17 protein-coding genes are annotated in these 20,918 nt (G+C 66.1%); 2 read left to right on the plus strand and 15 right to left on the minus strand.

Annotated features, from left to right (window positions below; translation table 11 throughout):
* Window positions 1-3: 3 nt before the first annotated feature.
* The 5 genes from WJ12_RS18330 to WJ12_RS18350 all read right to left on the minus strand — a co-directional run bounded on the left by WJ12_RS18330 (window position 4) and on the right by WJ12_RS18350 (window position 5,078).
* Complete coding sequence (locus WJ12_RS18330) at window positions 4-1,164, minus strand: polysaccharide biosynthesis/export family protein (RefSeq protein WP_069245804.1); 1,161 nt, start codon at window positions 1,162-1,164, stop codon at window positions 4-6.
* Between the two features lie 119 nt (window positions 1,165-1,283).
* Window positions 1,284-1,682, minus strand: a complete 399-nt coding sequence (locus tag WJ12_RS18335) for a hypothetical protein (protein WP_034190963.1) — start codon at window positions 1,680-1,682, stop codon at window positions 1,284-1,286.
* On the minus strand, window positions 1,682-2,134 hold the full coding sequence (locus tag WJ12_RS18340; RefSeq protein WP_059557916.1) for an arsenate reductase/protein-tyrosine-phosphatase family protein: 453 nt from the start codon (window positions 2,132-2,134) through the stop codon (window positions 1,682-1,684). Before WJ12_RS18340 ends, WJ12_RS18335 begins: the two co-directional genes overlap by 1 nt.
* 8 nt (window positions 2,135-2,142) lie before the next feature.
* On the minus strand, window positions 2,143-3,513 hold the full coding sequence (locus WJ12_RS18345; RefSeq protein ID WP_059557918.1) for an undecaprenyl-phosphate glucose phosphotransferase: 1,371 nt from the start codon (window positions 3,511-3,513) through the stop codon (window positions 2,143-2,145).
* Window positions 3,514-3,554: 41 nt separating this feature from the next.
* Window positions 3,555-5,078, minus strand: a complete 1,524-nt coding sequence (locus tag WJ12_RS18350) for a mannose-1-phosphate guanylyltransferase/mannose-6-phosphate isomerase (RefSeq protein ID WP_059557920.1) — start codon at window positions 5,076-5,078, stop codon at window positions 3,555-3,557.
* A 708-nt stretch (window positions 5,079-5,786) separates the two neighbouring features.
* On the opposite strand from WJ12_RS18350, the gene WJ12_RS35960 reads away from it, so the two are divergent.
* A complete protein-coding gene (locus tag WJ12_RS35960; RefSeq protein WP_154233814.1) occupies window positions 5,787-6,041 on the plus strand; it encodes a hypothetical protein in 255 nt (84 codons plus the stop codon).
* Window positions 6,042-6,366: 325 nt separating this feature from the next.
* Here WJ12_RS35960 and pntB read toward each other — a convergent pair whose 3' ends face one another.
* From pntB to WJ12_RS18380, 6 genes are all read right to left on the minus strand, one after another.
* Complete coding sequence (pntB, locus tag WJ12_RS18355) at window positions 6,367-7,779, minus strand: Re/Si-specific NAD(P)(+) transhydrogenase subunit beta (RefSeq protein ID WP_034190959.1); 1,413 nt, start codon at window positions 7,777-7,779, stop codon at window positions 6,367-6,369.
* A gap of 13 nt (window positions 7,780-7,792) precedes the next feature.
* A complete protein-coding gene (locus tag WJ12_RS18360; protein ID WP_069245764.1) occupies window positions 7,793-9,391 on the minus strand; it encodes a Re/Si-specific NAD(P)(+) transhydrogenase subunit alpha in 1,599 nt (532 codons plus the stop codon).
* A gap of 641 nt (window positions 9,392-10,032) precedes the next feature.
* Complete coding sequence (locus WJ12_RS18365) at window positions 10,033-12,114, minus strand: putative bifunctional diguanylate cyclase/phosphodiesterase (protein ID WP_034190957.1); 2,082 nt, start codon at window positions 12,112-12,114, stop codon at window positions 10,033-10,035.
* A gap of 540 nt (window positions 12,115-12,654) precedes the next feature.
* Window positions 12,655-13,671 carry a pirin family protein gene (locus tag WJ12_RS18370; RefSeq protein WP_226104031.1) on the minus strand — a complete coding sequence of 339 codons (1,017 nt, stop codon included), beginning with the start codon at window positions 13,669-13,671 and terminating at the stop codon, window positions 12,655-12,657.
* A gap of 40 nt (window positions 13,672-13,711) precedes the next feature.
* Window positions 13,712-14,623, minus strand: coding sequence for an NmrA/HSCARG family protein (locus tag WJ12_RS18375; RefSeq protein ID WP_167361885.1), 912 nt, complete (start codon window positions 14,621-14,623; stop codon window positions 13,712-13,714).
* A gap of 145 nt (window positions 14,624-14,768) precedes the next feature.
* Window positions 14,769-15,674 carry an alpha/beta hydrolase family protein gene (locus tag WJ12_RS18380; RefSeq protein ID WP_034190955.1) on the minus strand — a complete coding sequence of 302 codons (906 nt, stop codon included), beginning with the start codon at window positions 15,672-15,674 and terminating at the stop codon, window positions 14,769-14,771.
* Window positions 15,675-15,779: 105 nt separating this feature from the next.
* Here WJ12_RS18380 and WJ12_RS18385 point away from each other — a divergent pair, with 105 nt between their 5' ends.
* The gene (locus WJ12_RS18385) at window positions 15,780-16,676 is read left to right on the plus strand and encodes a LysR family transcriptional regulator (RefSeq protein ID WP_124609306.1); all 897 of its coding nucleotides are present in this window, start codon (window positions 15,780-15,782) and stop codon (window positions 16,674-16,676) included.
* Between the two features lie 177 nt (window positions 16,677-16,853).
* On the opposite strand, the gene WJ12_RS18390 is transcribed toward WJ12_RS18385, so the two are convergent.
* From WJ12_RS18390 to WJ12_RS18405, 4 genes are read right to left on the minus strand one after another with little or no spacing between them, the layout of a single operon-like run.
* A complete protein-coding gene (locus WJ12_RS18390) occupies window positions 16,854-18,230 on the minus strand; it encodes an MmgE/PrpD family protein (RefSeq protein WP_059557922.1) in 1,377 nt (458 codons plus the stop codon).
* A complete protein-coding gene (locus WJ12_RS18395; RefSeq protein WP_059557924.1) occupies window positions 18,227-19,135 on the minus strand; it encodes a polysaccharide deacetylase family protein in 909 nt (302 codons plus the stop codon). The genes WJ12_RS18390 and WJ12_RS18395 overlap by 4 nt, the downstream gene beginning before the upstream one ends.
* Window positions 19,132-20,001, minus strand: a complete 870-nt coding sequence (locus tag WJ12_RS18400; RefSeq protein ID WP_034190952.1) for a polysaccharide deacetylase family protein — start codon at window positions 19,999-20,001, stop codon at window positions 19,132-19,134. The genes WJ12_RS18395 and WJ12_RS18400 overlap by 4 nt, the downstream gene beginning before the upstream one ends.
* Before the next feature lie 7 nt (window positions 20,002-20,008).
* Window positions 20,009-20,842, minus strand: coding sequence for an ABC transporter substrate-binding protein (locus WJ12_RS18405; protein ID WP_059557926.1), 834 nt, complete (start codon window positions 20,840-20,842; stop codon window positions 20,009-20,011).
* Between the last annotated feature and the right edge of the window lie 76 nt (window positions 20,843-20,918).

Raw genomic sequence — 20,918 nt, forward strand, 5'->3', positions numbered from 1 at the left:
GGTTCATTTCGCGACCAGCGCGCCGGTCATGCCGGCATTGATGGCGGGCAGCAGCAACGACAGCACGCGGCTGAGTCGGACGAGGCCGTTGCCGTCGACGTAGACGACGTCCTTCGGCGCGAGCCTGAAGTCGTTCGCGAGCACCATCGCGACCGGCGACTTCGCGTCGAGATGAAACACATCGGGCGTGCTCGAGCCGCGACCGCGAATCACATAGACCTGCGCGGTGTCGGCGGTGCCGCTGTTGAAGCTGCCGGCCTGCTGCAATGCGTCGCCGAGCGTCAACGAACCGTCGCGCAGCGGCAACGCGAGCGTCGGCTTCGCGACCTCGCCCATCACGAATGCACCGCTGTCCTCGCGCGACTGCACGCGCAGCACGTCCCGGTTGCGCAACAGGATGCGGGCCGGGTCGATCCGTCGTGCAACGAGCTGCGACAGATTCAGCACGTAATGCTCGTCGCCGCGCATCAGCTCGATCCGGCTACGGTCGGCCGTGGGTTGCAGGCCGCCCGCGCGATCGAGCGCCTCGATCAGCGTCATCGGCACGTCGTTGATCGGCTGGCCGCCCGGATTGCGCACTTCCCCCTCGACGTACACCTGCTGGCTGCGGTACGACGTCACGCGCACGGTGACCTGCGGATCGCGGAAGGTCTTCGTCAGCGCGACGCGAAACGCATCGCGGACCTCGGTCGTCGTCCGGCCCGCGACCGCGATCGTGCCGACATACGGAAACTGCACGCTCCCGGTGTCATCGACGACGAAGCCGTTGACGGGATCGCTCGGCCGTTGCGTCGACGACGACTGGCTCGTCGGCGCCGCGGCGGACAGCTCGGGGTGATCCCACACCGTGATCTGCAGCACGTCGCCGGCGCCGATCCGATAGCCGCCCTTCGCGCGCTCGCGCAGCAGCGTGTCGACGTTCTCGGTCGCATCGCTGTCGTCGCGCATCGATTTCAGCAGGTTGACGTCGATTTCCCGGATCGGCACATCGAGCGACCGCGCCGGCTCGCCGTTACGTGTGCTGGCCACCGGCAGTTCCTGCGAACCGGTCATTCGCATGCCGGGTGCGACCGCACATGCCGTCAGGAACACCGACAGCACGAGCGGCGCCAACGCGCGGCCCCGTCTGCTGCCTGTCGATATCACGTCGAATGCATTACCCATTGCTGCCTCGTCTGTCGCGCTGTCGTTCATGCCGTCCGTGGCGCGTTGCTCGCGGTTGTTTTCATGACGTCGATCGAGGGCGCGACTCGTCTCGCCCCCGTCCCGTGCCTGCCGATCGATCACCATGGCGAGCGGGACCAGGGCGGCACGATGCCCGGCCAGTCGCCCGCCGTGCCGCCGGCCCCGGCGGGTGTCCGAATCGGGACGCGTCGCGCACTGCGCGCGCGATGCACGGTCGGCATGCCCAGCGCATCGCTCGACAACGCACGCATCTGCCGCTCGACCGGCAGCGGCGCATAATTGCCGGCCGACGGCACGGCGACGCCGGATGCGACCGCCGGCTTCGCGATCGAACCGCGCCAGGGATTCGACGTGTGTGACGCGGGGTCCACAAGACCGGTGATCCACCGCGGCGGATTCGGCGCAGCGCTCGTCGCGGGGCGCGCCGCCGGCGCGCTACCATGCGCGGCCGACATGCACGCCAGGCCGGCGAGCAGCGCGAAGTGGCGAGCGCGCATCAGCGGCCTCCCCGTGCGATGGCCGCCGGAATCCGCGCGATCCAGTACGCGACCGCGCGCTCGATGTGATGCGCCACCGCATCGAACACGTCCGCCGACTTGCCGACGGGATCCGCGATATCGCGCTTCGTCGCATGGTCGAGCTGGAATACGCGACCCCGCGCGAACGGATAGCGGCGCTCGATCTCGCGGCATTGCACGAGCGTCATCGCGAGAATCAGCTGCGATGCGCGCACGTGGCCGAGATGCACCGGCTGCGCGATATGGGACGTGATGTCGAAGCCGCGTTCGCGCATGACGTCGATCGCGGCCTGTGCGGCCGGCCGCCCGGCCAGCGCGATCAGCCCGGCGCAATGCACGTGCACCGACGGCAGTGCGCGCGCCAGCATCGCGCTCGCCATCGGGCTGCGACATGCATTGCCGTCGCAAACGACCAGAATGCGTTCGATCATGGCCGGGCTCAGTAGGCGTTCGGATGAACGAAGCCCTTCAACACCGTGGCGGCGACAATCCTCATGTCGAGCCCGAAGGACCAGTTGCGCAGGTAATAGAGGTCGTGCTGCACACGGCCGACCATCTTGTCGAGGTGATCCGTTTCGCCGCGATAGCCGTTGACCTGCGCCCATCCGGTGATGCCGGGCTTGATCCGGTAACGATGGATGTAGCCCTCGACGAGCGGCCGGTACAGATCGTCGTGCTCGATCGCGTGCGGCCTCGGCCCGACGACCGACATGTCGCCGCGCAGCACGTTGAAGAACTGCGGCAGCTCGTCGAGGCTCGTGCGGCGCAGGAACGCGCCGATGCGCGTGATGCGCGCGTCGCCGCGCGTGGCCTGACGCACGATGCCGGCCTGTTCGGCGTGCACGCGCATCGTGCGGAACTTGTAGATCCTGAACACCCGGCCATCGGCGCCCTTCCGATACTGCGTAAACAACACCGGGCCCGGCGACGACAACTTGACCGCCAGCGCGATCAACCCGAGCAGCGGCGCCAGCGCGACGAGCGCCGCGGCCGCGAACACACGATCGAACAGCGCCTTCTGCATCAACGCGCGATGCGACATCGGCGACGCCACCAGGTTGATCGCGGGCATGCCGACGAGATCCATCATCGTTCCGCCGAGCAGCGCGATGCTGCACATGTCCGGCATGAAGCGGATATTGATCAGGTCGTCGCCGAACGTCTTCAGGACCCGCCGGATCGTCTGTTCCTCGGAGATCGGCAACGCGAGCCAGATTTCCGTCGCGGCTTCGGTGCGCACGGCCGCGGCGAACTCGGCGAAATCCGCGATCGCCGGGATGATGCCGCCGGCCCCGCCCGCGGGATCGTGGAGCACCACCGGGCGGAACCCGCTCGCAGGGGACAGCGCGAGCGTTTCGATCACCCGCACCGCATGCGCGCCGTTGCCGACGATCGCCACCTTGCGAAGATTCAGGCCGGCATGCCGCACGTGCGCGAGCATCGTGTAGGCAGCCAGGCGGATCACGACGAATCCGCATCCCGCGATCGCCGTCCAGTAGACGAACCACAGCCGCGACACGTGATCGACGCGATGCATCGCGAACAGCAGCACGAGATTGCCCGCCTGCACCGCGACCCATGCGGCACTGATGCGGCTGATCATCGCGATCCACGACCGCCCGCGCCACGACTGGTACACCTGAAATGCGGGAAAGACGGCAAGCGTCAGCATCGCGACGAACGGGACGACCATCGCGTCCGACCGGCCGAGCGTATCGTCATCGAACCGCACATGCGACGCGGCGGCCGCCGCCAGCACCACGACGAGTGCATCGAACAGGCGCGCAACAATCGACTGAACTCCGAACATGATTCTTCTCCAGGCGGCGCGCGACGGCGCCGCATTTGCCGTCACGCGCGCCCGTATGCATCGTCGAAGCGCACGATGTCGTCTTCGCCGAGATAGCTGCCGGTCTGCACTTCGATGATTTCCAGCGGCAAGCGCCCGGGGTTCTCGAGCCGGTGCCGCACGCCGATCGGGATGTAGGTCGATTCGTTTTCGCCGAGCAGGAATTGCTCGTCGCCGCGCGTGACGGTCGCGGTGCCTTTCACGACGGTCCAGTGCTCGGCGCGGTGATGGTGCATCTGCAACGACAGACGCGCGCCGGGATCCACCACGATCCGCTTGACCTGGAAGCGTTCGCCGCGGTCGACCGAGTCGTACCAGCCCCACGGGCGCCGCACGAGCCGGTGCGTCTCGGCTTCCGCGCCATGTTCGGCCTTGATCCGGGCCACGAGCGACCTTACGCCCTGAACGTGCTGCCGGTCCACGACCAGCACGGCGTCGGGCGTTTCCACCACCGCCACGTTGCTGACGCCGACACACGCGACGAGCCGGCCTTCCGAATGCGCATAGCACGCAGTCGCGTCCTCGAACATCACGCGTCCGCGCCCGGCGTTGCCGTCCTCGTCCTTGTCGAGCGCGGCCCAGACGGCGTCCCACGACCCGAGGTCGGACCAGCCTGCATCCAGCGGCACGGCGACGGCCACCGGCGGTTCGGTCATCGCGGCCAGCCGCTCCATGACCGCGTAGTCGATCGAATCCGACGGGCTCGCGGCGAACGGTTCCGGCGCCGGGTGAAAGCAGCCGTCGTCCGCGCGGCCATCGCGGATCGCGGCGACGCACGCTGCGTGAATGTCCGGCGCAAGTGCCTCGATCGCGCGCAGCCAGACACTCGCCCGGACCACGTAAATGCCGCTGTTCCACCAGTGCGAGCCCGACGCGACGTACTGCGCCGCGATTTCGGGCGCGGGCTTTTCGACGAACGCATCGAGCGTGTAGCCGCCGGCGGCGCCGTCCAGCGAGACCTGGCCACCGGTACGCAGATAACCGAAGCCCGAATCGGCATGCGTCGGCCGGACGCCGAGCGTCGCGATGCACCCGAGCCGCGCGTAACGCAATGCGGTTGCCATCGCACGCTCGAAACCGGACGTGTCGTGGATCGCGTGATCGGCCGGCATGACGACCAGCACGGCGTCGCCGTGCTCGGCCAGCGCAAGGGCTGCCGCGAGCGTCATCGCGGGCGCCGTATCGCGGCGCGCCGGCTCGACGACCACGCGCGCCCGCAGGCCGCCGGCCGCAAGCTGCCGCACCGTGGTGTGCCGATGCGCGTCGCCGCATACGACCTGTGCAGCAGCCAGCCCGAATGCCGACCCGAGTCCGCTCACCCTGCGCAGCGTCGATTCGAGCAGCGTTTCGTCGCCGACGAGATGCGTGAGTTGTTTCGGGTGCTGCTCGCGGGACATCGGCCACAGCCGGGTTCCCGACCCGCCGGCCAGAACCACCGGCACCACCGCGCCCGCGGCGACACGATGCCGATCCTGAACGCCCGGATCGGCATGGCACGCCTTGTCGATCAACTCGATTTCACTCATCTCATGTACTCCTAAACATCCACCTTTCCCATCACGACACCGCATGGCACTGCCTGTCCCTTGCACCCATTGCCTCGCCTGCGAGCATGTCCGTGCTGACGCCGGACATGCTCCGCCCTCGGTATCCCGATACGTCGACAACATTCATCCCGGACGTCACCCGTCCATCGATGAATTAATCAATAAATTCGCATTCCTATATGTAGTGGAACGCGCGGTTACCGGACGAGCGATTCGATTCCCGCAAGGAACCCGGACGATGAAGGGACTGCGAATTGCCTAGGCGCACGCCTCCGCACCGATGCACTGTCGCCGCGATGGCGTGTCGGCCCGGTTCGGCATGGCAATGAAAATGCCGCGTCCGAGCCATCCCGAACGGATTGGCGCATGAACGCGATTGATCACGTGAAGGCCCGGAATCGACCGCTTCGCCCCCGCGTCGCGTCCGGATATCGGAATAAGGATGTGATTCATGATCGGTCTAACGTTATGGTATTAACTACTTCGGCACGTGCCATTTAACGCACGATCCGTGCCATTGCGTCCCTTTCTTTTGCTGCAACGCAGAAAAACCTCGACAAACCAATGACCTATGTCCGGAATTGAAAAGGTATGAATAAATAGAAATAATCGGGTTTAACGTTTGCGGGGATGAAACGCTCTCGCCCGTTACGTAACGATGCGCCGTAACGCACGCCGGACGGGAACATGGCACGGAACACCCGGATCGTTGCGATTGCGGAACGGGTGCGGCCGGAGGCGCGGCCTGAACGACAGATTCACCGCACATTGCAGCGCGTATCGGAATGCGGTGAATATCGGCGGCCGGTAATCCGCAATCCAATCCAAAAAAACCTGTCAACCGATTTAAATACCGGCAAGGTGCGCTGGAAATGGCGGATGCCTCGCCATCGTTTGCATACGACAGCGCGACAAAAATGGATCGACGGCCGCGACGCGTGACGCAAGCGGCGTGGAATCGAACGGGGAGCGTATCGGTCGCGCGCGCAGTGCGGCGCGTGTACAAGCCTGGACAGGCAGGGATCCCGGGATGTTTCGGATGTCGTGCCCGGGGAAGAGCGACGCCATGCCCGGTCGTGCATGATCCGGATCGTCCGGTCGATCACGTCGATCGATTCGCGCACGACGTATCGTGCGCCGTGGCCGGACCGCTGGCGACCGCGGAGCACTTGCGCATGGCCTCGCCCCGCGGTGCACGTGTTGGCGGCGACGGCCGGGCGTTGCCGGCCGTCGCGCGCTCCGTCACTGACTCAAGTTCACGCTCGCATCAGGCCTTCAGCATGCCGAAGACCTCGCTCAGCATGGACTTCGCGTCGCCGAACAACATCCGGTTGTTGTCCTTGTAGAACAGCGGATTGTCGACGCCCGCATAACCCGAAGCCATGCTGCGCTTCATCACGATCGACGTCTTCGCCTTCCATACCTCCAGCACCGGCATGCCGGCGATCGGGCTCGTCGGGTCGTCCTGCGCCGCCGGGTTCACGATGTCGTTCGCGCCGATCACCATCGACACGTCGGCCTCCGGGAAGTCGCCGTTGATCTCGTCCATTTCGAGCACGATGTCGTACGGCACCTTCGCTTCGGCCAGCAGCACGTTCATGTGGCCCGGCATGCGGCCCGCGACCGGGTGAATCGCGAAACGCACGTCGACGCCCTTTTCACGCAGCAGCTTCGTCAGCTCGAACACCGTGTGCTGGGCCTGCGCCACCGCCATCCCATAGCCGGGTACGATGATCACGCGCTTCGCCTCGCGCAGCAGCTCGGCCGTTTCCGCGGCGCTCACCGCCACCGCCTCGCCGGCCGGCTGCGCGCCGCCGCCGGCTGCCGCCGGCGCGCCTGCGCCGCTGCCGAAGCCGCCCGCGATCACGCTGATGAAGTTGCGGTTCATCGCGCGGCACATGATGTACGACAGGATCGCACCGGACGAACCGACCAGCGCGCCGATCACGATCAGCAGGTCGTTGCCGAGCATGAAGCCGGTGGCCGCCGCCGCCCAGCCCGAGTAGCTGTTGAGCATCGACACCACGACCGGCATGTCCGCGCCGCCGATCGCCATCACCATGTGCACGCCGAACAGCAGCGAGATCACCGTCATCACGACGAGCGGCAGCATGCCGTCCTGGATGCTTTCCGCATGCAGGAACGCGCGGCCGAAGTAGATCACGATCAGCAGCGCGGCCAGGTTCATCCAGTGCCGCGCCGGCAGCAGCAGCGGCTTGCCGCCGATCTTGCCCGACAGCTTGCCGAACGCGATGATCGAGCCCGCGAAGGTGACCGCGCCGATCAGGATGCCGACGTAGATCTCCACTTCGTGGATGGCCTTCTCGGCGCCGGTGAACTGCAGCGACGTGTCGATGTAGCTCGCGAAGCCGACCAGGCAGGCGGCGAGACCGACCAGGCTGTGCATCAGCGCGACCAGTTCCGGCATCTGCGTCATCTGCACCTTCTTCGCGGCGTACAGGCCGACGGCGCCGCCGACGACCAGCGCGGCGACCACGTACGGAATGCCCGCGGCCGACACGCGCGGGCCGGCCACGGTGGCCAGCACGGCGATCAGCATGCCGATCATGCCGAGCAGGTTGCCGCGACGCGCGGTTTCAGGGTTGGCCAGCCCGCCGAGGCTGAGGATGAACAGGATCGCGGCGCCGATATAGGAGACGGTAGTCAGGTTTGAAGTCATTGTTGTCGTCCCCTTATTTGCGGAACATCGCCAGCATGCGTCGCGTGACCGCGAAGCCGCCGAACATGTTGACGGCCGTGAGCGTCAGCGCGCCCACCGCCAGGCCGAGGATCAGCCCGGACGGGCGATCGCCCGCGTTGGCCAGTTCACCGAGGGGCGGCGCGACCTGCACGAGCGCGCCGATCGCGATGATCGACGAGATCGCGTTGGTCACGCTCATCAGCGGCGTGTGCAGCGACGGCGTGACGTTCCAGATCACCATGTAGCCGACGAAGCACGCGAGCACGAACACCGTGAAGTGCGACAGGAAGCTCGCCGGCGCGTACTGGCCGACGACCAGGAAAGCCAGCGCGCCGACCGCGAACACGATGGCGAGCGCCTTGGCCGACATCGGCTCGCCGCTTTGGCCATGGCCCTTGGACTTCGCGGGCGCGGCCGCCGCGGGCGCCGCCGGGGGCTTCGGCGCGACGACCGCCTGCTTGATCGGCGGCGGCGGCCACGTGATGTTGCCGTCCTTGATGACGGTGAGGCCGCGGATCGCGTCGTCGTCGAAATCGACGTTGATCGTGCCGTCCTTGGCCTTGCACAGCTCCTCGACCACACGCAGCAGGTTGGTCGCATACAGCGTCGACGACTGCCGCGACAGGCGCGACGCGAGATCCGTGTAGCCGACGATCGTCACGCCATGGCGCACGACGGCCTCGCCGGGCACCGTGAGTTCGCAGTTGCCGCCCTGTTCGGCCGCCATGTCGACGATCACGCTGCCGGGCTTCATCGACTGCACCATCTCGGCGGTGATGAGCTTCGGCGCCGGCTTGCCGGGAATCAGCGCGGTCGTGATGATGATGTCGGCGTCCTTCGCCTGCTGCGCGTACATCGCGCGCTGCGCCTGCTGGAAGCCTTCGCTCATCACCTTCGCGTAGCCGCCGCCGCCCGAGCCTTCCTCTTCGTAGTCGACCTTGACGAACTCGCCGCCCAGCGACTTGACCTGGTCGGCCACTTCGGCGCGCGTGTCGTTCGCACGCACGATCGCGCCGAGGCTCGCGGCCGTGCCGATCGCGGCGAGACCGGCCACGCCGGCACCGGCGATGAACACCTTGGCCGGCGGGACCTTGCCGGCCGCCGTGACCTGGCCGTTCAGGAAGCGGCCGAACGCGTGCGCGGCCTCGATCACCGCCCGGTAGCCGCTGATGCCGGCCATCGACGTGAGCGCGTCCATCTTCTGCGCGCGCGACAACGTGCGCGGCAGCGAATCGATCGCCAGCACGGTGGCGCGCCTGGCGGCCAGCTGCGCCATCAGTTCGGGATTCTGCGCGGGCCACACGAAGCCGATCAGCGTGCCGCCCTCGCGCATCAGCGCCACTTCGTCGCTCGTCGGCGGGCGCACCTTGAACACGATGTCGCTGCCGGACCAGAGCTCGGCCGCCGTGGCGGCAATGCTCGCGCCGGCCGCACGATACGCGTCGTCGTCAAAGTTCGCACCGGCCCCGGCGCCGCTTTGCACGGCCACCGAAAACCCCAGCTTGATCAGTTTCTCAACCACCTCGGGGACGGTCGCTACGCGCCGTTCGCCGGTGGCTATCTCCAGAGGAATCCCAATCTGTAATGTCATATTGTGAACTGTCGGTTGCGGCCGCGCGAAAAATTCAGCCCCGAGTGTCGAGTGGCCAAATTCAGGCTCCCGGCCTTGGTGAAACAGGTCAACCTGGATCAACAGCGCAGCCCTGATGCAGCCACGAACACGTTGTCTCCATCGCCAGGTTCCGTACTCGATATCCGGCGTCGGGCCGTGGGACAGCGGCATCAAGCATACCGGCCGACGCGGTCTTCTCGAAATTTATCTTCTGAATCGAGCAGCATTCGTTTCATGAATCCCGTGCCGAGGATTCAGCGACAGTCTGACCGTTTCGGTTTACTCGTTCAAGTCGCGTGTGATCTCCGCACACGCCCCTTTCCCGGCGAGGCTTCGAAGGAATCGGTTCCGCCGACGGAACACATGTCGGCCGGGCTTCACGGATCATTCGCTTTCCTGCCGCGGGGGCGCTACAAACGAACGCCAGCCAGGTCTTTCGATATGGCCCTTTAACTCGCACCGATCCATGCACTCATCGCACCCAACCACGCGTTGCGCCCTTGATCGCCACCGCCCGACGTTGCATGCTTCGGCGACTTCACGCACGGCTGCTCGGCGGTCGCGCGCCGGCCGTCGGCTTGTCGCCCATCGGATTTCACAACCGAATCATGACGACGGGATCAAGCGCTCCCGATCGCATTGCCTTGCGCGGTCATGTCGATGAAATGCTCCGCCGGCATCGGACGCCCGAGCAGGAAACCTTGCAGCGAATTGCAGCCGAGCGTGGTCAGGAACTGCTGCTGCGCCGTCGTTTCAACGCCCTCCGCGACGATCTTCAGGTCGAGTGCCCGGCCGAGCGCGACGATCGCGGAAATGATCGCGGCATCCTCGGTGTCGTGTTCGAGATCGCGGATGAACCCGCGGTCGATCTTGAGCTCGCTGGCCGGCAGGCGTTTCAGATAGAGCAGGCTCGAATAACCCGTTCCGAAGTCGTCGATGGAAATACGCACGCCCATGTCGTGCAACTGCTCGAGGATTCTCAAGCTGGCGTCGGCATCGCGCATCGCAGTCGATTCGGTGATCTCCAGCGTCAGGCAGCGCGGTTCCAGCGCGTGCCGCTGCAATGCGGCCTGCACGACCTGGACCAGGCTCGCGTGACCGAATTGCAACGGCGACAGGTTGACGGCCATCGTCCAGTCGGTTCGACCGGCATCGCACCACGCGCGCATCTGCCGGCAGGCCTCGTCCAGTACCCACTCGCCGATCGGGACGATCAACCCGGTCTTTTCCGCGATCGAGATGAACTGATCGGGTGAAATGAGGCCGCGCGTCGGGTGCATCCACCGCAACAATGCCTCGACGCCGATGATCGGTCCATGCGGCACTTCGAACTTCGGCTGGTAATGCAGGACCAGTTCACGCCGCTCCAGCGCCAGACGGAGTTCCTGCACGATCTTCAGGTGCTCGCGGACATTCGCGTTCATCGATGCCTCGAAGAAGCAGTACGCGTTTCGGCCGAGCGCCTTCGCGTGATACATCGCTGCATCGGCATTGGTCATCAGGTCCCGGAAATGGCTGCCGTTGCCGGGATAGAGCGCGATTCCGATGCTGGCCGACACGCGCAATTCGTGCTCGGCCACGCGGAACGGTTGTCGAATCACCGCCAGTACCTTGTCCGCCACGCCGGCCGCGTCAGCGGGTTCGTCGACGGACACGACCAGCACGAACTCGTCGCCACCCAGACGGGCGATCGTGTCCTGCGTGCGCAGGTTCGCGCCGATGCGCTGCGCCACGTCGACCAGCAGCAGATCGCCGACATGATGGCCATACGCGTCGTTGACCGCCTTGAATCCGTCGAGATCCATGAACATCAGCGCGAAACATCCTTTCTCGCGGTCGGTGCCCTGGATCGCCTGATCGATCCGGTCTTCGAGCAGCACGCGATTGGGGAGCTTGGTGAGGTTGTCGTGCAACGCCAGATACGTCAATTCCTGGTTGGCTTCGGCCAGCGACGTCGCCAGCACCGCCGTGCGGGACTCCAGACGCAGATCGAGGATGGAAACGACCAGCGCGATGGCGAGGATGGCCAACGTGGCGACGATGATGACCAGTGCGAGCCAGCCGGCGTCCATGCGCGAGCCGGCTGCACCGCAGATGCTGCCCAGGGGGAACCGGGCGGCGGCCATCCCGGTATAGTGCATGCCGGCGATGGCGGCCCCCATCAGCACGGCGGACCCCAGGTTGAGCAGGCGCACGCGGGACGAGTTCGCACGCCGGATGAACACGATCCACAGCACGGCGCCGGACGCGACCACGGCGATCGCGACCGACAGGCAAACGAGCAGCAGGTCGTACCGGATGCCCGGCGACATGTGCATGGAGGCCATGCCCGTGTAATGCATTCCCGCGACGCCGGCCCCCATCAACACGGCCCCGCCGCACAGCCGGTGCCACTTCAGCGTATCCCGACAGACGAGCCACAGTGCGCACGTGGAGCAGGCGATGGCGATCAGCAGCGACAGCAACGTGATGGCCGGATCGTATCCGACCGGAATCGGCAACGCGAAAGCAAGCATGCCGACGAAATGCATCGACCAGATGCCCGTGCCCATCACGCAAGCCGCGCCGACCAGCCACCAATGTGCGGCGCGCCCCTGGGCGGTCTTGATGCGCCCGGCCATGTCCAGCACGGTGTAGGACGCCAATATGGCGATCAGGAGCGAAAGAAGAACGAGCAACGCGTTGTAGCTTGTCGGCAGCATTGTTATTTACAGATCGCTTTCGGTTCGGCGGTGACGAGATCACACGTTACACGGGGTCTGCGTGAATTCGCGTGAAGGTCGGGCACAAAAGGAAAGCGGTGCCCGAAGGAACGGACTGGTCGTGCGACCAATCAGGCGATTCCAGCGACCACCGCTTGCATGGCGGATCATAAACGCGACCTTCCGTTCAGGGAAGGATTTACCGCTGCGGGGTCGGTGAAGAACGCGGCCCGAATTGTACGGGCATCCGCGGGCATGCCATCGGGCGGCCATGCGTCAGGCGCGGCCGCCGTGTTTGTCGATCGACGCCATCGACGGCAGACATCGACACGGGCGAGCGGTCACACTCGGCGTCGACCCGATCGTCTCGCATGGTGCGCAGCAACCGCGCGGTTGACGAGTTCGGCTGTATCGCGATCAATGTACAGTCGCTCGATCGCCTCGACACGCTGCTGCGCCGGCTCGATTCCGGGTATGAGCGAGTCTGTCGATTCCGGCCGGCCTTCAGGCCAGCCCGGTGCGGGCGTTCCAATCCCGGCGTCAGATCGACTGGAGCGCACCGCTCTGCTTGCCCTCGGCACGAAGTTGACGTCCGATGCGGCGAATCTCGGCCTCTCCGCGCTGAAGCGCGTCGACACTGGTGTGCACGGAGTAGTGGCCGAGCACGAGTTCGTAGGGATGCTGAGTGGCGGAACCCAGCACGAAGCGCGTGTCGCCCTCGGCGACCAGTTCGATCGCCGTCTCGGCGCGCTCGAAGATCGCGACCTCTCCACGCGTGATGCGGGATGACGCACGCAGTGCGCCATCCATCACGGAAACCCACGCGACGTCCTGCCCCGGAGGAGGAACAAACGCCCAATGCTCGCCATCCTTCAGCGTGACCACGAGGTAGGTCATCGGCGGTGCATCGACAGGGCTCGTCATGCCATCGTACGTGCCCAGGATCACGCGCACGGGGCCCGCGCCCGGAACCTGCTCCGGCATCACATATTGGCTCCTGGTCGGTGCATTCTCCAGATCTGGCGGGAGCGCGACCCAGAGCTGAAAGCCCCGCAGGGGTGCCGTGTCAAAGGTGCCCGTGTGCCACACACCGCCGCCCGCCTGCATCCATTCCACACCACCCGCGGGCAGCACCCCGGCGTTGCCCGTCGTTTCCGCATATTGGACCGCGCCGTCAAGGACGACCGTTACCGTGGCGATGCCGGAGTGCGGATGCCAGCCGAATTCAAGCGGTCGGGCGTGACTGCCATTGGACTCGAAGAGATCAAGGAACACGAACGGCTTGATCAACCGACCCAGGTCAGAGGGACTCACCAGCCGCGTAATCGACCCGTTGCCCAACCCGCGCGCGCGGCGGACGATACCACGTGAACGCTGCTCATGCTTGAGCGGAAACTGGGCGTTTTCGCTTCCCGTCGTGCTTGTTGTCATGGCATTCATCCTTGTTTTCACGTCTTCTTTCGACTTGCCGCTCGTGCGAAAGTGAGCGAATAGTGGCTGACCAACCCGCGCGTCGCGCAATACCCGGTTGGGGTCCCGCCTATCATCCGCGTCCATGACGATATCGAATCGGCATCCTAACTTCTTGCCACGCTGATCAAGCCGGCATGTTGACCTTGGCCCACTCCGCAAAGCCGGTGATCTGCCCGTTGACCAGCGCATCTGCGCGCGCCCTCTTGGCGTCCGCGTCAGGGCCGAAGTAACTGTAGTCTTCGAAGTAACCCATCATCGCGCAGACTTCGTCCGCGCCGGGATAGAACATTTCGTAGGCCTTGCCCGGCACCTGGTTCACCACCACGTTGTGGCCCTGCGCATTCAGGATATCCGCGAACGCCTGCCAGCTGTAAGCGTCGGCGCACAACGACAGAATCTGCCCCTGACCGGCTATCTCCGGATGGTCGAAGACTTCCTTGACCAACTTCCCCAGTTCGCGGATGTCGCCGGCATGGACGCTCTTGCTGTTGATATCCATCGGAACCGCCCAGGCCTTTTGATTCCCGTTCCCGGTGGGTTGCGGCGCCATCTGGCCAAGGAAATTCTGAAAGAAGAACGGCGCTTCGACGAAGCTGTAATCGGGAAAGCCCGCGTCGGCGATCACGGCGTTGGCCCGAGCTTTGTGGGTGAAGTGCGAAACCTCATACCGGCCGCCTGAAATTTCGTGAGCGTCGGGTAGCGTCGACCAGACCATGTGAGTCACGCCGGCAGATTTTGCAGCGCCGACCACATGCCTTACCTGATCGTATTCGCTCGTCCCTGTTGCGGGATCCCAGAAATTCGTGACCAGGAACACCCCATGGGCTCCGCTGAGCGCGGGCGCCAATGTGTCTACCCTGTTCAGATCTGCGGCAACCACTTCGACGCCTCGAGCGGCGAGCCGTTTGGCCTGATCCGAGCCGACATCTCGACTGATCGCCCGGACGGTATAACCGCCTTGATCGAGCAGCGCATTCACCACGCCTTGCCCCTGTCGCCCCGTCGCGCCAAACACGACAATGGTTTTTTCCGACATGGTCATTCTCCTGCGTTTTCTGCGGATTGCCGCTGATACCAAGGAGCCGAGGACATCGCTCGGGGAGCGGGATCCTCAGCGCTCGTCTCGCACCCAGTCGTAGCGGTGTGGTGCGTTCACGTAGCGTGATCGAAGTGAAACGGACTCACTTCACATGCTTGTCGAACCATGCGATCAACTGCTCCGGGTGTTCGGAGAAATAGTTGTAGCCATCCCAGCGCCGGGTGCTGCCTTCGAGCCAGAACAGCTGCTTGTCGGCAACGGGAATGTTGTCGAAGATCGACTGTACGTCGCCGGGCTTGGTCAGCGCGTCGTTACGCACCTGCAGCAGGAAGGCCGGCGCCTGCCAGTGCTTCGCGTATTCCAGCGGCGACACCTGGTCGATCCTGAAGCTGGTAATCAGCTGCACCTCGCGGTCGATCGCCTCGAACTGGTCCGCAAGCCCCATGTACTCGAGGTTGCGCTCGACCATGGCTCGCATCGAGATCGGCTGCACGGCAACAAGCGCCTGTACGTCGGCGAAGAGCTCCGGATATCGCGTCTTCGCGACGAAGGTGGCGTTCGCACCCATGCAGCGGCTGAGCAGGCCCAGCTTCATGCCACGGGTATCGGGGCGGGACTTGACGTACTTCAGCGAACCGGCGACGTCGCGGGATTCGAACAGGCCCCACGTGAAGATGTTGCCGTTGGCCGCGCCGCTCTGGCCGTGGTTGCGCGCGTCGTAGGTCAGCACGTTGTAGCCAGCCTCATGCAGGTGCTGATATTCCCGCATGTAGTTGACCTCGATGTCATTGCCCGGAACGAACTGCCACCGCGGCAGGTGCGAGGGGAAGCCGTAGCGGTTCATCGGCATCGGGTGGTTGGCGATCACCAGCTTGTTCGAGCCCGCTCGGGGAATCCACCACGCCTCCAGCGGAGTGCCGTCCAGGGACGGGAACGTGATGTCCTCGTACGCCATTCCATACTCGTCCGGCGTGTGGAGGATCGGTGCGCGGACCGGGGTGCTGAGGCCCTGGGCCAGCGTCGTGAGCATCTGCGAAGTATCGGGCATGACGGTTTCTCCTTAGCTATCCGATTCGGGAAGTTTTCCCAGTCCGCAGAAGATACGTCCGAGCCTTTCGTTGAACAAGACGGGCATTTTTAGTATCATCGTTCCATGAGTGGAACAATAGATCTCAACCAATTCCTGATATTCATCCGGGTCATTCAGGCGGGAAGCCTGAGTGAGGCAGCGCGACGCCTGAACCTGCCGAAGTCCACGGTAAGCCGAAAAATCTCCGACCTGGAAGACCGGATCGGCGAGCGGCTCATTCAGCGCACGACACGCAAGCTCAGCCTCACCGAGGCCGGCCGCGTCCTGTTCGAACGCGTCGGCCCCGCCATGAGCGACATCGAAGAGGCGGAGAGCGCAGTGGCGGGAATGCGTGGGACGCCCCGTGGCGTGCTGCGGGTCGCGGCGCCGATGTCTTTCAGCCCACTCAGACCGATCATTGCCGAATACCTCGCTCGCCATCCCGACGTCGCGATCGAGTTGGTGAACTCAGATCGCCTTGTCGATCTCGTCGACGAGCGCTTCGACGTCGCGATTCGGGCGGGCGCACTCGTCGATTCGTCGCTCGTCGCACGCAAGCTCGGAACAGCACAGTTCATGCTCGTGGCGACGCCCGAATACTGCGAACGCCATGGCGTCCCGAAGACACCTGCCGAACTGACGAACCACGCATGCATCGCCCTTGGCGGTAAAGCGACGTCGCGCGTCTGGCCTTTGGAATCAGGAAGCAAACGTACCGAAGTCCGCATTACGCCACGACTGATGGCCAACGACATCGAGATGGTTCGAGTGGCCGCTCTCGCCGGCGTGGGAATCGCATGGTTACCCAAGGCCTTGTGCACCGACGATCTCGACGGGAAGCGCTTGCGGCACCTGCTCGTCGACTGGTCCTGGGAAGACATTCCGGTCTATGCGCTCTACCCGACGAGGCGCCATCTTTCACCCAAGGTCGTCGCCTTCGTCGATCTGCTCGCCCAGCGGATCCGGTTGGGCAACGATTGACGTGCCGCGTGCGGCACGCTCGAACCGGATCCGGTGATCTCCCGAACCAGCTCAAATCGACGCGCGAAAGCGCGTCGGACATTCTTGTGGATGTTCATCCGGCCGGGTTCCTGGAAGATCGGGGGTTTGGCGACCTCCAGTCGCCCGGACCCCGTCCGGACGAACCATCGAACCAACCTATCGAAGCTTCACAGCCAGCCATTCGTTCATCACGCGCGCGTCCTCCAGCCGATCCAGCGCCAGGCAGGCGTCGCCCAGCGCATCGACCTGCGGCCGGTCGAACGCCATGCCCGCCAGCGTGCGATATTTCGCGAGCAAGGCCGCGTCCGGCAGCGGATTGCGCGGATCGCCGAGCGCGATCGGCACATGGCACGATACCTGCCGCCCGTCCGTGCCATGCAGGATCACCGTCGGCTCGTCGAGATCGCCGAGCGCCGGGTCGACCTCGAGCGCGATGCGCGCCAGCAGCGCGGTCACGCGCGGATCGCTGCGCTGCGCCGCGCGATACACGCCGATTCCCGTGTCCCCGAATGCAAGCGCCGCCGCCACCGCATACGGCAGGCTCATCTGCGCGGACGACAGCGTCGTCAGATCGCAACCGCCGCACATGCGCACGACGAACGCACTCGCGCGCACGACCACCCGCTCGATGTCGCCCGCATCGAACCTGCGGCCGTTCGCGAGCTGCAGCGCCGCGTCGACGGCCGCATGCGCGCTGCGGCACGATGCGTGCGGCTTGATCGAACAGCGCATCAGCTTCCAGTGAGTGCCGAGGCCGTCGGTCAGTGCATCGGGCGCATGCGACTGCGCGGCGAACGTGCTGAAGAAACCGCCCCATACGTCGTCGAACACCCGCGCGGGGCCGCTCACGCCTTCGCGCGCAAGCAGCGCCGCGAGCACGCCGCCCTCCGCCGCCCGCCCGGCGTGCAGCCGCTTCGTCTGCGAACCGTCGTGGATGAAACCCCACAGGCCGCCCGCGAAACTCGCCGCATGGCCGAGCGCGTCGCGCGTGCGCGCGGCGTCGAGCCCGAGCACGCGCGCGCTCGCGGCCGCGGCGCCGAACACGCCGCAACTGAGCGTCGAGTGCCAGCCCGCCCCGTTGTGCGCCGCGTAGCCGCCCGCCGCTTCGAGCACGCGCCGGCCGACGTCGTAGCCGAGCACGATCGCCATCACGCATTCGCGCCCCGTCACCGGGCGGCCCGCGCACGACAGCGCGGCCAGCACGGCCGGCAACACCACCGCGCCCGAATGATCGCAGCCGCCGGAATCGTCGAGTTCGAGCGCGTGCGCGGCAATGCCGTTCACGAACGCCGCATCGCGCGCGCCCGCGGCGTGCCGCGTGCCCCACAGCGTCGCGCCGCCCTGCGCGACCGTGCCCGTCAGCGCGCGGGCGCTGCGCGTCTCGGCGGCATACGTGCCTGCCAGCGCCGCGCCGAACGTGTCGAGCACATGACGCCGTGCCTTCGCGACGACGTCATCCGGCAATGCATCGGCGGCCGTTTGCGCGACGAATGCCGCCAGCCGGGTAGCGCGCGTTTCCGGCGCCGCCGTCATCGCGCGGACGCGTCTGCCGCGCAGTGCGCGAATACGTCGACCGGATGGCCCGGCGGATTGACGGGCGCCTGCGCACGCCACCAGCGTGCGATGTCGCGCCCGGTCGCGAACCACGCGTCGCCCGCATCGCGCAGGTGCGCGAGCAATGCGCGCAGCAGGTCGATACGCCCCGCCGTGCCGATGATCTCCGGATGCAGACGCACCACGCAGCACAGCCCGAACCGCCGAAACCCGTCGACATCGCGCCGCCAGTTGTCGAGCACATCGCGATACGCCGCGATGCGCGGCTGGCCGGCCGGCACCGGCGGCGACAGGTTGAACTCGAAGTACGGCTCGTCTTCAAGCTCGTAGTGCAGCGGCAGCTCGACGAGCCGCGCGCCGTGTGCGCCGCCGTCGCCGCGCGGATGCACGTACGGCAGATCGTCGCCGCGCCATGACGACGACCACGTGAAGCCTTCCGCCACGAGCCAGTCCGCGAAGCCGCCGGCCCAGTTGCCGGTGAACGAGCGAAACCCTTCCGCGTCGCGGCCGGTCGCATCCGCGAGCGCCGCGCGCCCGGCACGGCAGGCATCGATCTGCGCGGCGAGCGGCAGCGCATCGAAGTCTTCGCAGCGATACCCGCTCACGCCGAGTTCGTGGCCCGCCGCGCCGATCTCGCGCACCGCTGCCGCGTGGGTCTCGGCGACGATGCCCGGGACGAACCAGCTCGCGGGTACGCCGAACGCATCGAAGGTGTCGAGCAACCGCTCGACGCCGCGCGTCGCGCCGTAACGCCACACCGACAGCGATTTCTCGCGACCGGCGATACGCGGCTCGCGTGCCTGGATACCGTGAATGTCGTTGAAATCGACCGTGATCGCGACCGCGCAGCGCGCGCCGCCCGGCCACGCAGGAAGGGTCGTCATCGGCCGCTCCGTTGCGTTTGCGCCTCTCGCGCATGCTGCGCGAGCCACCAATCGGCCACTTCGCGACAACGCGCGAACCATACGCCGTCGCGCGCGCGCATATGGCCGAGCCACGCCTCGAGCAGCGCGATGCGCCCTGGCTTGCCGCACACTTTCGGGTGCAGCAGCGTCGTCAGGCACAGCCCTTCCCGGTAGACGCCGTCGAACTCGCGCATCCAGTTGTCGAGCGTCGCCTCGTAGCCGGCGATCCGATCGAGCCCGGCCGGATAGTCGGGGTTGCGGTGGTACGCGAGCGACGCGTAGTCGTCGGTTTCCCAGCGCCCCGGTATCTCGACGAGCGGCGGCTCGCCGTCCGCGCCGTGCAGAAGATACGGCCGGTCGTCGCCGCGCATCGAGCTGGAATAGCGCACACCGGCCTCGCGCAGCACGTCCACCGTCGCCGCGCTCCAGTCGCCGGACGGCGTGCGGAATCCGACCGGCCGCACGCCGAGCATCCGAACGAGGATCTCGGCCGACTGCGCCATGATCTCGCGCTGCCGATCCGGTTCGAGTGTCCAGAAGGCTTCGTGCCGGTAGCCGTGATAACCGATCTCGTGGCCGCGCTCGACGATCGCCGCGCATCGATCCGGCCACGTCCGCGCGACCCAGGCGGGCACGAAGAAGGTTGCGGGCACCTCGAACGACGCCAGCACGTCGAGCAGCCGGCCGAGCGCGCGCCACGGCCCGTAACTGCCGAGCGTGAAATACGCGGGGTTGCGCCAGATCGACCCGTTGAGCATCGCGTCGCCGGTCGGACCGTCGAGATCGAACGCGAGCGCGACGCATGCACGCTTCGCGTCCGGCCAGCGGGGAGCCAGATCCGTCATCGCGCGCTCAGTGCGTGCCGTTGATCATCGCCTTCGCCACCGCGTGTTCCTGCAGCCCCCACTTCGCGAGCAGCTTGTGGTACGACCCGTCCGCGATCATCTGGTTGAGCGCCGTGCTCAGCGCGCCGCTCAGCGCGGTATTGCCCTTCGCGACGCCAATGCCCGTGTACTGCGACAGGAACGGCTTGCCGACCGGCGCGTACGCGTTCTGCTCGAGGCTGTTCTGGTACGGCAGCGTCTCGCCGCCCTGCACGGCCGCGTCGATACGGTTCTGGCGCAGCTGCATGCGTGCGTCCGACGAGCCGTCGGTGCCGACCACGACGATCGCCGGCTTGCCGGCCTTCACGCAGTTCTCCGCGCTCCATGCGGTCGTGTTGTCCGGGAACGACGTGCGCCGGCTCGACCCCACGCGTTTGCCGCACAGCGCGCTCATCTGCGCGAACTCGCCGGCGCGTGTCTTCAGCGTGTAGAACTGCGGCCCCGTCTCGATGTAGTCGACGAACGTCACCGCGTCGCGGCGCGTCGGCAGGTCGGTCATGCCGGAGAGGATCATGTCGACGCGTTGTGTCGCGACCGCGCTCATCATCTGGTCGAAGCTCGTCTCGACCCAGTTCAGCTTCGCGCCCATCTTCGCGGCGAGCGCTTCGCCGAGATCGACGTCGAAGCCCGCCAGCTTGTCGGTGGCCGGATCCTTGTATTCGAACGGCGGATAGTTCGGCACGATCGCGACGTTCAGCGTGCGCTTCGCGCCGGCGGCCTGCGCGGTTGCGTGGGACGCATGCAGCGCGAGTGCGCCGAACGCGACAGCGGCCAGCATGCGGGTCAGGACGGATGCTTTCATGGGATGTCGCCTTGTCATGGTGAGTAGTGAAGTGCTGCGCCGGTCTGCGTGCCGGCTCGCTCGGGTGCGGCGGGCC

The organism is Burkholderia seminalis, assembly GCF_001718535.1.
In the GTDB taxonomy this organism is placed as follows: Bacteria; Pseudomonadota; Gammaproteobacteria; order Burkholderiales; family Burkholderiaceae; genus Burkholderia; species Burkholderia seminalis.